At 58.1% G+C, this 13,618-nt stretch carries 11 protein-coding genes; 2 read left to right on the top strand and 9 right to left on the bottom strand.

Annotation, left to right across the window (positions count from 1 at the left end):
- Positions 1–40: 40 nt before the first annotated feature.
- Both J3349_RS07330 and J3349_RS07325 read right to left on the bottom strand, forming a co-directional pair.
- A complete protein-coding gene (locus tag J3349_RS07330) occupies positions 41–1,378 on the bottom strand; it encodes a citrate:proton symporter (protein WP_207676941.1) in 1,338 nt (445 codons plus the stop codon).
- Between the two features lie 232 nt (positions 1,379–1,610).
- A complete protein-coding gene (locus J3349_RS07325) occupies positions 1,611–3,764 on the bottom strand; it encodes an ATP-binding protein (protein ID WP_207676940.1) in 2,154 nt (717 codons plus the stop codon).
- Between the two features lie 108 nt (positions 3,765–3,872).
- Between J3349_RS07325 and J3349_RS07320 the strand changes: the two genes are divergently transcribed.
- Positions 3,873–4,565 (top strand): response regulator transcription factor, encoded by a 693-nt coding sequence (locus J3349_RS07320; RefSeq protein WP_149793652.1) that lies wholly within the window; start codon positions 3,873–3,875, stop codon positions 4,563–4,565.
- Here J3349_RS07320 and J3349_RS07315 read toward each other — a convergent pair.
- The 7 genes from J3349_RS07315 to J3349_RS07285 all read right to left on the bottom strand — a co-directional run bounded on the left by J3349_RS07315 (position 4,528) and on the right by J3349_RS07285 (position 12,475).
- Positions 4,528–4,779, bottom strand: coding sequence for a hypothetical protein (locus J3349_RS07315; RefSeq protein ID WP_207676939.1), 252 nt, complete (start codon positions 4,777–4,779; stop codon positions 4,528–4,530). The two genes, J3349_RS07320 and J3349_RS07315, sit on opposite strands and share 38 nt — an antisense overlap.
- Positions 4,780–4,801: 22 nt before the next feature.
- On the bottom strand, positions 4,802–6,370 hold the full coding sequence (gene citF, locus J3349_RS07310; protein ID WP_158387601.1) for a citrate lyase subunit alpha: 1,569 nt from the start codon (positions 6,368–6,370) through the stop codon (positions 4,802–4,804).
- 2 nt (positions 6,371–6,372) lie between these two features.
- The gene (locus J3349_RS07305; protein ID WP_207676938.1) at positions 6,373–7,275 is read right to left on the bottom strand and encodes an aldolase/citrate lyase family protein; all 903 of its coding nucleotides are present in this window, start codon (positions 7,273–7,275) and stop codon (positions 6,373–6,375) included.
- Complete coding sequence (gene citD / locus J3349_RS07300) at positions 7,272–7,571, bottom strand: citrate lyase acyl carrier protein (RefSeq protein WP_158396300.1); 300 nt, start codon at positions 7,569–7,571, stop codon at positions 7,272–7,274. The genes J3349_RS07305 and citD overlap by 4 nt, the downstream gene beginning before the upstream one ends.
- A gap of 334 nt (positions 7,572–7,905) precedes the next feature.
- Positions 7,906–10,176, bottom strand: coding sequence for a hydratase (locus tag J3349_RS07295; RefSeq protein ID WP_207676937.1), 2,271 nt, complete (start codon positions 10,174–10,176; stop codon positions 7,906–7,908).
- A 96-nt stretch (positions 10,177–10,272) separates the two neighbouring features.
- Positions 10,273–11,586: an SLC13 family permease gene (locus tag J3349_RS07290; RefSeq protein WP_207676936.1), complete on the bottom strand. Its 1,314-nt coding sequence runs from the start codon at positions 11,584–11,586 to the stop codon at positions 10,273–10,275.
- A 31-nt stretch (positions 11,587–11,617) separates the two neighbouring features.
- Positions 11,618–12,475, bottom strand: a complete 858-nt coding sequence (locus tag J3349_RS07285; protein ID WP_207676935.1) for a DUF6282 family protein — start codon at positions 12,473–12,475, stop codon at positions 11,618–11,620.
- Between the two features lie 176 nt (positions 12,476–12,651).
- Here J3349_RS07285 and J3349_RS07280 point away from each other — a divergent pair, with 176 nt between their 5' ends.
- Positions 12,652–13,614 (top strand): LysR family transcriptional regulator, encoded by a 963-nt coding sequence (locus J3349_RS07280; RefSeq protein WP_207676934.1) that lies wholly within the window; start codon positions 12,652–12,654, stop codon positions 13,612–13,614.
- The last annotated feature ends 4 nt before the right edge of the window (positions 13,615–13,618 follow it).

The following is a 13,618-nucleotide window of genomic DNA, read 5'->3' as shown; positions in this document are numbered from 1 at the left end:
GGCCGTCCAACGAAGGGCAGCCGGGCGGGAGCTCAGTTTATCAGAAGTGGATGACGCCGAGGATCAGACCAGCGACGAGGCAGACGATGGAAACGCCCCACTGCCAGCCGAAGCAGTACTTGATGTGGTCCTTGATCTCGACACCGGCCAGACCGATGCCCAGATAGGTAGCGGGAGCCACCGGGCTGATGAAGGTAGCACAGTTGCGGCAGACGACCATTGCGATGGCAATGTGAGCCGGGCTGACGCCGAACTGGTTGCCGACGCTGACCAGAACGGGCAGCAGGCCGTAGAAGTAGGAGTCGGTATCGAACAGCAGAGCCAGAGGCACGCTCAGGACGCCGATGATGATGGGCAGGAAACGGCCCAGAGAGGTGGGGATGACGTTGGCCATCATAATAGCCATCTTTTCCATGATGCCGCTCTTGCTCAGGACACCGAGGAAGACACCGGCGCACAGGATGGTGGAAGCCATGCTCAGGCCAGCGGAAGCGTGGCTCTTGATGATGGAGTTGTGCAGCTTCTTGCCGCGGTAGTTGACCAGAATGCCCAGAGCGCAGCCGACCATGAAGACGTAGTAAGAGGGGAAGATGTCCATGACCAGCACGATAATGACGGCCAGAGTCAGGATGACGTTGAAGATGAAATTCTGGGGACGAGCCAGAGTCTCGTCCTTCTTGCCGTCGTCGGAGTCGTCGTACTTGTCGGCATCCTCAGCAACGATGGCATCGCCGAGCTTTGCGATGCGCTTCTTCTCCTGCAGGCCCCAGAAGATGGCAGTGCCGATGGCCAGCACGAAGCCGACGACCTGCATGGGCATGAGCTGGAACCACAGGTCATTGGGCTCCATCTCGATGACGCTTGCGGCGCGCATGGTGGGGCCGCCCCAGGGCATCAGGTTCATGACGCCCATTGCGGTGACGCAGATGAGCAGCAGGGTCTCACGGCGCATATGCAGGCGCTTGTAGACGGGCAGCATGGCGGGGATGGTGATGAGGAAGGTGGAAGCGCCGCCGCCGTCCAGATGGCCGATGATGGCGATGAGGCAGGTCATCAGAGCAACGCCGACGACGTTGTTGCCGACCTTCTTCATCAGCGCACCGATGATCTTGTCGAACATACCTGCATCGGTCATGACGCCGAAGAACAGGACGGAGAAGATGAACAGGACAGCCGTACCGTGGACGCCCTTGACGCCCTCCTTGATAAAGCCAGCCATTTCATCCAGGGTGAAAGCACCGGTAGCCACCAGAATGGCTGCGGTGATGGTCGAGACGCTGACGAATGCCAGTGCAGGGACCGTGACATTGCGCAGCAGCAGGACGATGACCGCAATCACCGTTGCAAAGCCGAGCAGAGCGAGGATCGTATCACTCATGGGTTTGTACTTCCTTTCCTTTTTTCATTTGCCGGGGATGCATTCCGTTTTATCCTCCGGAATCATTCCCGTTCGTTATGGTTCCAGTATACAGACTCAAACTTACAGCCCAAAGCCCTTCTCGTTACGGTTTGTTAAGAAATTCCTTAATATCCTGTAAGATTGCGTATGGAAGGTTGGATACAATAGAGTGCAACGCAAAAGGCGTCCTTTCGGACGCCTTTTGCGTTGTTTATTCTTTCCGGCTGCTCCGTATCTGGGCCAGCAGCGTAGACGCCGACACAGGTTTTACCACATAGCCGTCGATGACGCCGTGGCTGCGGGCGTCCACGATCTCCCTTGTAGGGGCATTGGTCATCACGATGCGGGTCATGCCCGGGTAGCGGCCCCGGATGGCCATGCAGAAATCCACGCCGCTGCTGCTCATCAGGCTCTCGTCGATGGCAAGGACGTCGAAGGGCTGCTGCTCCAGCAGCTGGCGCAGCTCGCCCCGGCGGGAGCAGGTGGACACGCTCAGGCCCAGCGCGCTGAGGTCTTTGTCCAGCAGGTCGAGGACCTTGTTGTTGTCGTCCGCCGCCAGGATGCGCAGCTTGCTGTCCACGCCCCACTGCAGCTGTTCGCGCTCCTGCTGCTGCTCCAGCACCGGCAGATAGACATAGAAGGTCGTGCCTCTGCCGATGGTGCTCTCCGCCCGGATGCGGCCCCGGTGGGTGCGGATGATCTGGTCCGCCAGCGCAAGGCCGAGGCCGGTGCCTTCGCCGGTCTTTTTTGTGGTGAAGAAGGGCTCGAAGATGTGCTGCATCGTCTCCTTGTCCATGCCGCAGCCGGTGTCGGTGACGCTCAGGCAGACGTAGCTCGACCATTCCTCGGAAATCTTCTCTTCCGGGAAGAGCGCCGCCAGCTCACTGCGCGGCACGACACTGCCCCGGATGGTCAGCTTTCCGCCCGCAGCGCCGATGGCGTGGATGGCGTTGATGCTGATGTTCAGCAGCACCTGCTGCAGCTGGGTCGCATTGCCCAGAACGCATTCACCGCTCAGCTCATTTTCTTCCTTCAGCTCCACGTTCTTCGGGCAGTTCGTCTCCACCAGTTTCCGGGTCCGATGGAGCAGTCCCTCCACCGACACGGCGTCGTAGACCGTCTCCACGTTTTTCCGGCTCATGGAGGAAATCTGTTTCACGACCTCCTGTGCCTTCTGCGCCGCCTCGCTGATCTCCATCGCGTTGTCATAAATTTCGCTGCCCGGGTCGGCGTCGGCCATGATGAGGTCGGCATAGCCGGTGATGGGGGTCAGGAAGTTATTGAACTCATGGGCGATGCCGCCGGTGAGGGTCCCCATCATCTGCAGCCGCTGGTCGTGGGCCAGCGACTCTTCGCTGCGGTGGAGCTCTTCGAGGGTCTGGTTCAGGGTCTTCAGATTGCTGATCTCGGTCGCGCTGCGGCGGTCACGCTCCTGCAGCCGGAACATCTGGAACATGAAGAGCACCAGCACCAGCGCCACGCCGCCGAAGATGAGGACCACCTTCACGAAGCTCTGCTGTACCGGCTCGTAGAAATCGTCGTAGTCCACCACAGCGCTGACGATCCAGAAACTGCCCCCCACGTCCAGATGACGAAAGGCGCTTATCTTATGCACCCGGGGCAGATCCGGGTCGGCCCACCAGTAAGAGTAGTAGTCCAGTGTGCCGGATTCCTCTTCCTGCTGAGCGCGCAGCAGCTCACTCAAACTGCTCATGTCCAGTTCCTTCCCCTGATAGATGCGCTGGCGGCCCTCCACGACCTTGATGCCCCACTGAACGGCTTCGGGGTGCATGACCACAAGGTTATCGTCATTCTTTATCATGATGTAGCCGTTCCTGCCGACATGGATCTCCGAGATGAGCTGCTGATACATGACAGTGGAGTCTACCACGAGGCAGGCTGTCTCACCCCCGGCCTTCTTCTTCATCACAAGATAGTGCTCGCCGCCACTGTGGTACTGCCAGTAGGAGATGTCCTCCGTCCGGGTGATGAGGACATCGCAGACGGCGCTGAGGCCGTAGCAGCTGTAGATGACCTCGCCGTTGCTGTTTTCCAGCCAGACGTCCCGGATGGTATCGCTCCGGGCCACCGTGGGGCGGAACGCTTTGCTGGCCTCCGCTTTTCCGGCGATGGAGTCCAGCCGGTCGGCGTATTCTTCCAGCAGGACGCGGATGCTGTCGGCGGTGCTCTGCACCACCAGCTCCATCTGCCGGGTCTGGCTGTCCATCATGGCGGTGCGGTAGTCCTTCCATACCATACCCACCACGACAGCCAGTGCGGCTACCGTGACGACGCCGATGGCCAGCGGCACCCACAGGGTGCGCAGCGTCTGGAAGCGTATCTTTTTCGGGGCGTTCTCCTTCATATCGAGTCCTCCTTTGGGGCGGTCTTGCTCTTCCTGTCTAAAAATGTTATAATTTTATTTATCACAAGTGAAACAAATTTTCCGGTCAGAAAAGTGCAGGGAGTTATCATGTCGTATCATGTTCTTATTGTAGACGACGATCCAGCAATTTGCAAACTTTTATCGAAAGTTATGATAAGCAATGAGATGGACCCTCTCGTCGTCAACAGCGGCGCGGCGGCGCTGGACCTCATCGCGCGGCAGAGCAGCACGCTGGATATGATCCTGATGGACATCACGCTGGGCGACATGGAGGGATTCGATGTCATCCAGACCATCCGGCGCAACGGCGTCACCACGCCGGTCATCATCATCAGCGGCCGCAACGAGGACTACGATTTCATGTACGGCCTCTCGCTGGGCGCCGACGACTATGTCACCAAGCCCTTCCGTCCCCAGATTCTGGGCGCAAAGGTCAAGGCCCTCATCCGCCGCAGCAAGAGCTTCTCGCAGGAGAACAACCAGCAGATCAGCTGCGGGCCTTTCCTCTGCGACACCACCACCATGCGCTTTTATAAAAACAATGTGGAGCTGAACCTCTCCGAGAAAGAGCGCAGCCTGCTGCTGCTCTTCGTGCGTCACCCGCAGCAGGTGTTCACCAAGGATATGATATACGAGCAGATATGGGGCAACCTCATCGCTGTGGACGACAACGCCATCATGGTCTACATCAACCGCCTGCGCAGCAAGATCGAGGACAACGCCCGCACGCCCCAGCACATCATCACCATCCGGGGCGTCGGCTATCGTTTCGTGCCGTAAGAGCGTCATTTATTTTTTCATAGAAACAAAGAAGAGCAGCCAACTGCGCGCGGTGCAGTTGGCTGCTCTCTGGTTTTATGCCGGTATAAAACACAAAACCTTGAAAAAGGAGAATCGCATGAAGTTTGTGTGCATATTTAGCCGCAAAAGCGGGGGTGAGAAGAGCGAAGGAATCTCCGTGAATCCATTCCGAAGCGTGGTTGGCAAGCCACATTCCCGCTTTTACGCTATATCACTCAATCTTCGCGGAAAGAGAAAGGCTTGACTTCGCGGACGACGTCCATGACAGTGCCGTCGCGGGCCTCGATGATGCCCACGATGCGGTCGCCGAACTGGACCTTCTCCGGCTCGCCGACGATGGAGTAGGCGATGTCGCGCAGCTCCTCGATGGTCTTCAGAGGCACGCAGTCAGCGGCCTTCAGAGCCTCCAGCAGGTCGGGACGGCGGGGGTTGACGGCGACACCGTAGTCGGTGACGACGATGTCCACGCTCTCGCCCGGGGTGGTGACGGTGGTCACGTCGGTGCAGATGGCCGGGATACGACCCTGCAGCAGAGGAGCGATGACGATGGTGCATTTTGCACCCTGTGCGGTATCGGGATGGCCGCCCTGTGCGCCGGTGATGATGCCATCGGAGCCGACGACGACGTTGCAGTTGAAGTGGGTGTCCACTTCCAGAGAGGCCAGAATGACGTAATCCAGCTTGTTGACGAAAGCGCCCTTGTTCATCGGGCTTGCGTACTCGCCAGCAGAGATGGGGAAGTGGTTGGGGTTGGTGCGGACATTGTTGACCGCGTCCAGGTCGAAGTCCTGCGTATCGACCAGCTTGCGAGCCAGACCGCGGTCCAGCAGCTCGCACATGGGCTTGGTCAGACCACCGACGCCCAGACCCATATGGATGTTCTTCTCTTCCATGATCTTGGACAGAGAGATGGTGGAGGCGATGGATGCGCCGCCGACACCGGTCTGATAAGAGAAGCCGTCCTTGAAGTACGGGGTGTTTGCAACGACCTGGGTGCAGTACTCGGCCATCAGGATCTTGCGCTGGTCGGTGGTGGGCTTAGCAGCGCCGGTAGCGATCTTCTCGGGGATGCCGATCTGGTCCACGACGCAGACGTAATCCACCTTGGTCTGGTTGATCTCTGCGGGGTAGTTGGGGTAGTCCACGAGGCAATCGGTGACAGCGACGACATAGTCAGCCATCTCAGCGTCCACGTAAGCATAGCTCAGGACGCCGCAGTTGGTCTTGCCGCCCATGCCGGAGCAGTTGCCGTACTCGTCACAGGAGGGTGCGCCGATGAAAGCGATGTCCACATGGGTCTCGCCGGTCTCAATGGCGCGGACACGGCCGCCGTGGCTGCGCATGGTGGCCAGCCCCTTCAGCTTGCCGTGGGAAATAGCATCGCCAATCTTGCCGCGCACGCCGGAGGACTCGATGTTGACGATGGTGCCGTCCTCGATCATGGGGACGAGGGCGTCATGAGCCTTGCCCAGAGAGCTTGCGCTCAGGGTGATGTTCTTGAAGCCCATCTTGTGGATCTCTTCCATGACCATGCAGACCACGAGGTCGCCCTCGCGGAAGTGGTGGTGGAAGGAGACGGTCATGCCGTCGTGGGCATTGCACTTGACCAGAGCCTCATGGATGTCCTTGACCATCTTGTCGTGGTCATTGCGCATCACGGGGGTGACCTTCGGGCTGGCCTTCTGGAAGGCCTTGCCGTCTTTATAATTGTTGCCCTGGAAGACCTCTTTGCCGGTGCGCTCGAGGATCTCTTCGGGAATTTCTCTGCCGACTGCGTTCAACATAATTACAAATCCCCCTTATACACGCCGGATGCCTTTGCCAGATCGATGGTGCGCTTTGCACCGTCGTAGAAGGCGATGTCGATCATCTTGCCGTCAACGGTGAAGACGCCGATGCCCAGTGCCTTCTTGGAGTCGATCTCCTTGACGACCTTCTCAGCGAAGATGATGTCCTTCTGGGTGGGAGTAAAGATCTCGTGGACGATGGGGATCTGACGGGGGTTGATGATGGACTTGCCGTCGAAGCCCATCAGGTGGATGTTCTCGACGTCCTTGCGGAAGCCGTCCATGTCCTTCAGGTCGGTGTAGACGGTGTCGAAGCACTGCACGCCTGCTGCGCGGGCTGCAATGATCATCTGCTGGCGGGCACCCATCAGCTCGATGCCGGTGCCGGTGATGTGGGTCTGCAGGTCCTTGGTGTAGTCGCCGCCGGACAGTGCGATGCCGAACAGACGCTCATCGCTCTCGCAGATCTCCAGAGCGTTCATCACGCCGCGGGCAGACTCCAGAGCGGCGATGATCAGCACCTCGCCCTCGGGGCGGCCGTAGGTCTTCTCGTCCTCGGCGATGGCAGCAGCCACGCGGTGGACATCCTCAGCGTGCTCGGTCTTGGGGATGCGGATGGAGTCGCAGCCGCCGGCCACACAGGCACGGATGTCTTCACGCCAGTAGGGAGTGTCCAGACCGTTGATACGGACGACCCGCTCTGCACCGCGGTAATCCACGGTCTTCAGGGCGTGATACAGGCTGAAACGGGCGACATCCTTCTGGTTTTCGGCGACAGCGTCCTCGAGGTCCAGCATCAGGGAGTCGGCCTTATAGATGTAAGGGTCTTTGATGAGGCCGGGCTTCTGCGCATTCAGGAACATCATTGTGCGGCGCAGGCGCTTCTTGTTCGGATTATTCATCGAATGGCACCTCCCCAAGGCAGATTCTCATACTGGTCAACAGAGCGGAACACCGCGCCCTCGATGCGGGCCTTCAGGGTACAGTCCAGTGCGCCCTTGTCCACGATGGTGATGCGGACGTTGTCGATGTCCAGATTCTTCAGGGTCTCCAGTGCGACCTTGCGCAGCTGGTTGCCGTACTGATGGATGACGGAGCTTTCGAGGGAGAAATCGATCTTACCCTCACCCGGCTCGACGGTCACCATGCAGTCGCTGGATTCCAGAGTGCCAGCCGTGGCTGCTTTCTTGATCTCCATGCTTTTTTCCTCCTTGGCAGGTGGTTTCTTCAATCGTTATACCGTACTTGCGGGGCAGCGCCTCACTGCGCCGCTCCTGATGGTTCTATCATAATCGTACAATCTTACAAAAGGCATAGCGTCAGTCTTAATATTCGTTAAGAATCGCCAAAAATTTCTCTTGTACACAAGACATATTCCATTTTGGCATAGTTTCCGAACCACCACAATGCCGATCCACCGTTCCCCGGTTTCGGAGAGCAGCAGACCGACTCTGAAACTATGATACCTTAAGACCGGACGTTTGTAAAATCGTCAGATCCAATCTTGAACCATTCTCTGGGAGAATGGTTGCTTACTGGTTGTTCCGATAGTAGTTGATGAGGCAGCCGTCGGCGATGATCTGACGCTCCGGCTCGGTGAGGGCACCGGTGGAGACCGGGAAGGCGGTCACGGTGCCGTCCGGTTTGACGGCGTAAGCAGTAAAACTGGCCTTGTTCTCGAGAACTGCCTCGCGGATGCCGGGCACAAAGATGTAATCGCCCAGTTCAAACACCTCGGGGTTCTCTACGAGGAAGGGCGTCATGCCCCAGTTGATGCAGTTGGAGCGGTAACGCTTGGTGGCGTACTGCTTGGCAAAGTTAGCGGATGCACCCATGACACGCTGGCAGGAAGCGGCCTGCTCACGGGCGGAACCGTCGCCGGGCATATTGGCGAAGATGGTGGAGCCGATGTCGGTGTGGGCGGGATCGTTCTTCACACCAGCCTTAGTCAGGGCAGCATAGACGTTCAGGACTTCCTCGGGAAGGGCCTTGCCCGCCTCGCGGTCGCGTTCGATCTGGCGCATGACCTTGCTACGGGAGACGTACTGGGGATCGCGGCGGCTCAGAGCGAACTCCGACAGACGTTCGGGGTTGGAGCGATAGGAAGAAGTCTCACCGGAGGGGATCAGCTCGTCGGTGGTGGTGACGGGGTCGGTGATGTAGGAGCAGACCTTGACCAGCAGGTCGTTGGTCAGGGCAGGCATCTCGGGCCAGTCCTTGATGTTCGGGCCGAAGCGCAGCTCGGCATCCGGTTCGGCATGGCCCCAGCCGTTGTAAACGCGCTTCTCGTACAGGGAGGCGTTGTAGTGGTACTCAGGGTTCGTATACTCCACGTCCAGATCGGTGGCAGCGGTCAGCTTGCCGCCGTTGGCTGCGGTGGCCGCGATGGACCGGGCGTCCATCAGGGCAACGGCAGCCATCTGACCCTCGCCCGGCTTGGAACCCTCGCGGTTCGGGAAGTTGCGGGTGGTGTGGCGGATGGAGAACTCGCCGTTGGCCGGGCAGTCGCCTGCACCGAAGCAGGGGCCGCAGAAGCACTCGCGCATGATGGCACCGGCGTTGACCAGATCGTTGGCACGGCCATTCTTGAGCAGCTCGGCCAGGGCGGGCATAGAACCCGGATAGATGCTCAGGGTGAAGGCACCGTTGCCGCAGCTCTGACCCCGCAGGATGTCGGCAGCGGCGCAGATGTTGTCGAAGGTGCCGCCGGCGCAGCCAGCGATCTCGCCCTGATCGACCCAGATGGCACCATCGTGAAACTTGCTGTCCAGATTCATCTTGGCACCCTTGATCTGCTTGTTGGCCTCTTCCTGTACAGCGTGCAGGATGTCGGCAGCGTTGGCCTGCAGCTCGTGGATGGTGTAGGTGTTGGAGGGGTGCATCGGCATAGCGATGGTGGACTCAATGGTGCTCAGGTCGATGTAGACGCAGCCATCGTAGTAGGCCACCTCCGCAGGCTGTAGCTTCTTGAAGTCCTGCGGACGGCCGTGGATAGTGTAGTAACGCTGGGTCTCCTCATCTGTGACCCAGATGGAGGACCAGCAGGTGGTCTCGGTGGTCATGACGTCGATGGCGTTGCGATACTCGATGGGCAGGCCGGCAATGCCGGGGCCGACGAACTCCATGACCTTGTTCTTGACATAGCCCTTCTTATAGACGGCACCGCAGATGCTCAGAGCCACGTCGTGGGGACCGATGCCCGGGCGGGGCTTGCCGGTCAGGTAGATGGCGATGACCTGCGGACGAGCGAAGTCATAGGTGCGGCCCAGAAGCTGCTTGGCCAGCTCGCCGCCGCCCTCGCCGACCGCCATGGTACCCAGTGCACCGTAGCGGGTGTGGGAGTCGGAGCCGAGGATCATCTTTCCGCCGCCGGCCATGGTCTCACGGTTGTAGCTGTGGATGTTGGCCATGTTGGTAGGGACGTAGATGCCGCCGTATTTATGAGCGGCGGACAGGGCGAATTTGTGGTCGTCCTCGTTGATGGTGCCGCCGACAGCGCAGAGGCTGTTGTGGCAGTTGGTCAGGACGTATGGCAGCGGGAACTGCTTCATGCCGGAAGCGCGGGCCGTCTGGATGATGCCGACATAGGTAATGTCGTGGCTGGTCATCGAGTCGAACTTCAGTTGCAGCTGGTCGGGGTCACCGCTCTTGTTGTGGGCCTGCAGGATACCGTAGGCCATAGTGCCTTTCTCAGCTTCCTTTGCGTCTACGGTGCGGCCGGTCTTCTGGGCCACTTCCTCAGGACAGGAGCAGATGGTCTCGCCGTTTACGAGGTAGATCCCGTTATCGTATAATTTCAGCATGGTGCTCTCCTTTTTTCACACATTTGCGTTCTTATACTCTCTCAAAAAGGCACTCCGGAAAAGGGGAGCCTCCCCTCCCCGGAGTGAATCAGACTTTTACAGAACCATAGAAGCGATGAGGTTGAATATAGCTGCAACACCGATGCTGATAGGCGTTGCGACGAACAGCAGACGGTTGAACAGGCTGCTGCGCTCTTCCTCATTGCCACAGGAACCCAGAATCAGGGAACCGCCGGAAGAGAAGGGGCTGATTGCACTGCTCTGCGCGCCGAGAACCGTGCAGGTGAACAGATTGGCTGCGCCCAGACCCGTCGTTGCGGACAGGCCGGGGATCAGCGGGAACAGAGCCGGGCAGACAACACCGGTGGTAGAGCTGAAGAAGCTCATGACTGCGCCGACCAGACTGAATGCGATCGGAACCAGGAAGGTCGGAACGTTGCTGCCGATCCAGTTGGACAGCAGGTCAATGGTTCCAGCCTCAACTGCAACGGCGATCAGCATACCAGCTCCGGCGATCATCAGGATAGTATTCCAAGGAACACGAGCGATGATCTCCTTCTGCGGAGCAAGCTTCATCAGCAGCGCAATGACAGCGAAGACGAATGCGACCAAGCCGACGTCGATCTTTCCTGCAACCAGCTTGATGACCGCATTGCCGGGGATCAGCAGCTTGAGCAGCGGGAAAACCAGAACGACTGCCATCATCGCGACCATGAGATAGAGCGTCTGCTTCTGTGCGGTGGTGTATGCTTCCGGTTTTTCAAACTTGATATCTTTGCCGATGTTGCGGTTTGCAGGCAGTGCAAAACGGAAAATCGTAACGAGGATCAGAGAGAACAGGACTGCCAGACCGAACATTTTCAGGCAGGTCACGAAAGAATCAATGGCTTCCAGTTCGGGAGCTGCCTCATAGGAGCTGTCCATCAGACCACGGAAGATAACGCCAAGCGCAGCCGTCGGGAAATCACCGCCCGCCAATGCGCCGCAGTTGATGGCGACTGCACCGGTCAGCTTGTCCATCTTGGACTCTTCGCAGATGAGCAGCGTGATGGGAGCGAGGAATGCCAGAACCGTGAAGTACGCTGCACCCATGACCGACAGGATGACAGCAACGGCGAACAGTGCATATGGCAGCATTCCCGGGAATTTACGGCAGGCATACAGCAGCGAGCGGGAAATCTTTTCCAGCGTGCCATTGGCTGCTGCAACATTATAGAACAACGAAACGGAGATGATGACGAACATCGTGTTCGTCGGCCAGAATGCAATCAGAGCTTTCGGCTTGAGATCCAGCCAGAAACAGCCGATAAAATATGCAAATACAATGCAGAAGAAACCCGTATTGATCTTGGTTTTATAGCCAAGAAAGACTGCCAGTGCGATGGCAGCGATAATAACAGCACTTTGCATGGAACATCCTCCTTATTCCACTTCTTCGGCGTTACTCGATGCCGAGCAAGCCTGCCGCAATGGTGTGCGACATATAATAGATCTGCTCGTCCGGCACACCATGATCCGACAGATATTGGAGATACTGCTGCATCGCGATCTCCCAGTGAGGATTCTCGGTCTGACCGCCGTCTGTGCTGATGAGCACGTTCTTATAGCCGACCTCACGGATGACCTCGAGGTTTTCGGGCAGATTGCTCTTGTACTTGCCGCCGCCCATGTTCTGTGCATAGCAGCGTTCCAGCAGAACATCGTAATCCTTGACGATCCGTTTCTGGTCTTCGATGCTCATGTCGACGACCCACCATTCCGGATGGGTGACGACCAGCTTCTTGACACCGGCAGCGCGGGCTGCATCGCAGACGATGAAGCTCTCTTCGGGGGAAATATGCGCCGTGCCGAGTACTGCGTCATAATCCTTGACCAGCTGGAAGATGTCCTTCATCTCGGGAACAATTTTTCCATTCTCGGTCACCTTCACGCCATCGTCCGGGTTCTTGCCGAACTTTGCCAGATGGTTCTGGGCGTGCTGTGTCGGCAGCCAGACCACTTTGGCTCCCAGCTTCAGCGCGACCTCGACCGCCGCCGGATTCAGGCCGCCGACCGGATGGTTCAGGGTGATGCTGCCGAACATGGTAAAGTCCTTGTCACCATGGACGATCTTGTTATAATGGTTGCACAGATAAGCCCGGTCCATCGTCGTACCCTGATGGGTCTTGATGACAATGGCTCTTGCGCCCACCTTGACCGCGGCATCCGTCAGCTCCAGATCGTCATACGCTCTCAGTCGAAGATCCGGATTGGTGTGGACGTGCATATCAATAACGCCCTTCATTGGATATACGCTCATGTTTTACCTCTTTTCCATCATGATCCTGTACAAAAGAATCCTCATCTGCAGTTGAAGTTCTGGTGATTTTAGTATATAATCATTTCTGTGATTGGAAAAGTCCTGTTTTTATAATAGCCCCTATAGGCAAAACCGATAGAGAAAAAGAAATTTCTGTCGTTTTTGGAGGAATTGTCATGGATCTCCGCGAACTATACTATCTGAACGCCCTTGCCGAAGAGCAAAGCATCTCGAAAGCCGCCGAGCGGCTGTACATCGCGCAGGCCAGCCTGAGCCAATTCCTGCGCCAGTTCGAGGCGCAGCTTGGCTCTCCCATCTTCGTGCGCACCAACAAGGGTATCCGCCCCACCCCTTCCGGCAAGGTTTTTCTGAGTCACGCTAAGCACATCTTAAAAGAGTACCAGCAGGCCCAGCAGGAGTTCTGGGACAACGAGAACACCGTCGGCGGCACCGTGTTCTTCGGGGTCAGCTCCTTCCGCGGCAGCTATGTCATCCCGCCCATCCTGAAAAAATTCTACGACCAGAACCCTCGGGCTACCATCAACATCTACGAGGGCAACAGCATGAATCTGGTGGAGAAGATCCGGGAGGGCGAGCTGGACCTTGCGCTCTCCGCCTACCCCATCGTCAGCACCGAGGGCATCCAGATGGAATACCTCTACCGGGACGAGGTGCTGCTGGTCGCCACCAAAGACCACCCGATCTTACAGCAGGCCCACATGGACGAGACCGGGCGGCTCCGCGTCTCGATGGAGGAAGTCACCCGCCATGAGTGCATCCTCAGCGGCAAGGATACCATGCTGGGTCACCTGATCCGAAGTGCGTTCGAAGCCTACGGCCTGCGGCTGAAATCGAAGCACGACAACATCACCGCCGCATTTGCCGCATCCATGGCACGGGTTGGCCTTGCTCTGGCTTTCACCTACCGCTCCTGCATCGTCGAAGAGCCGGATGTCGTCTACCTCTCGCTGGGGTCGCAGGGGCTTTACCTCCGGCTGGCCCTGCTCTCCCCCACCACCGACTACCGCTCCAAGGCGACGCTGGCCCTGACCAAGCTGCTCCGCGAAGAGCTGAGTGGCAAAAACGCAGATAAAAAGACACCCTCGCCGTCCAATCAGATCAACGAAGGTGCCCTGTAAGGTT

The sequence above is a fragment of the Faecalibacterium sp. Marseille-P9590 genome (genome assembly GCF_017377665.1).
Lineage (GTDB): Bacteria > Bacillota > Clostridia > Oscillospirales > Ruminococcaceae > Faecalibacterium.
This window is presented reverse-complemented; position numbering and strand designations above follow the sequence as displayed.

Coding starts and splice junctions, on each gene's coding strand:
- J3349_RS07330 (WP_207676941.1), bottom strand. CDS start 1,378: ATGAGTGATACGATCCTCGCTCTGCTCGGCTTTGCAACGGTGATTGCG.
- J3349_RS07325 (WP_207676940.1), bottom strand. CDS start 3,764: ATGAAGGAGAACGCCCCGAAAAAGATACGCTTCCAGACGCTGCGCACC.
- J3349_RS07320 (WP_149793652.1), top strand. CDS start 3,873: ATGTCGTATCATGTTCTTATTGTAGACGACGATCCAGCAATTTGCAAA.
- J3349_RS07315 (WP_207676939.1), bottom strand. CDS start 4,779: ATGTGGCTTGCCAACCACGCTTCGGAATGGATTCACGGAGATTCCTTC.
- citF (WP_158387601.1), bottom strand. CDS start 6,370: ATGTTGAACGCAGTCGGCAGAGAAATTCCCGAAGAGATCCTCGAGCGC.
- J3349_RS07305 (WP_207676938.1), bottom strand. CDS start 7,275: ATGAATAATCCGAACAAGAAGCGCCTGCGCCGCACAATGATGTTCCTG.
- citD (WP_158396300.1), bottom strand. CDS start 7,571: ATGGAGATCAAGAAAGCAGCCACGGCTGGCACTCTGGAATCCAGCGAC.
- J3349_RS07295 (WP_207676937.1), bottom strand. CDS start 10,176: ATGCTGAAATTATACGATAACGGGATCTACCTCGTAAACGGCGAGACC.
- J3349_RS07290 (WP_207676936.1), bottom strand. CDS start 11,586: ATGCAAAGTGCTGTTATTATCGCTGCCATCGCACTGGCAGTCTTTCTT.
- J3349_RS07285 (WP_207676935.1), bottom strand. CDS start 12,475: ATGAGCGTATATCCAATGAAGGGCGTTATTGATATGCACGTCCACACC.
- J3349_RS07280 (WP_207676934.1), top strand. CDS start 12,652: ATGGATCTCCGCGAACTATACTATCTGAACGCCCTTGCCGAAGAGCAA.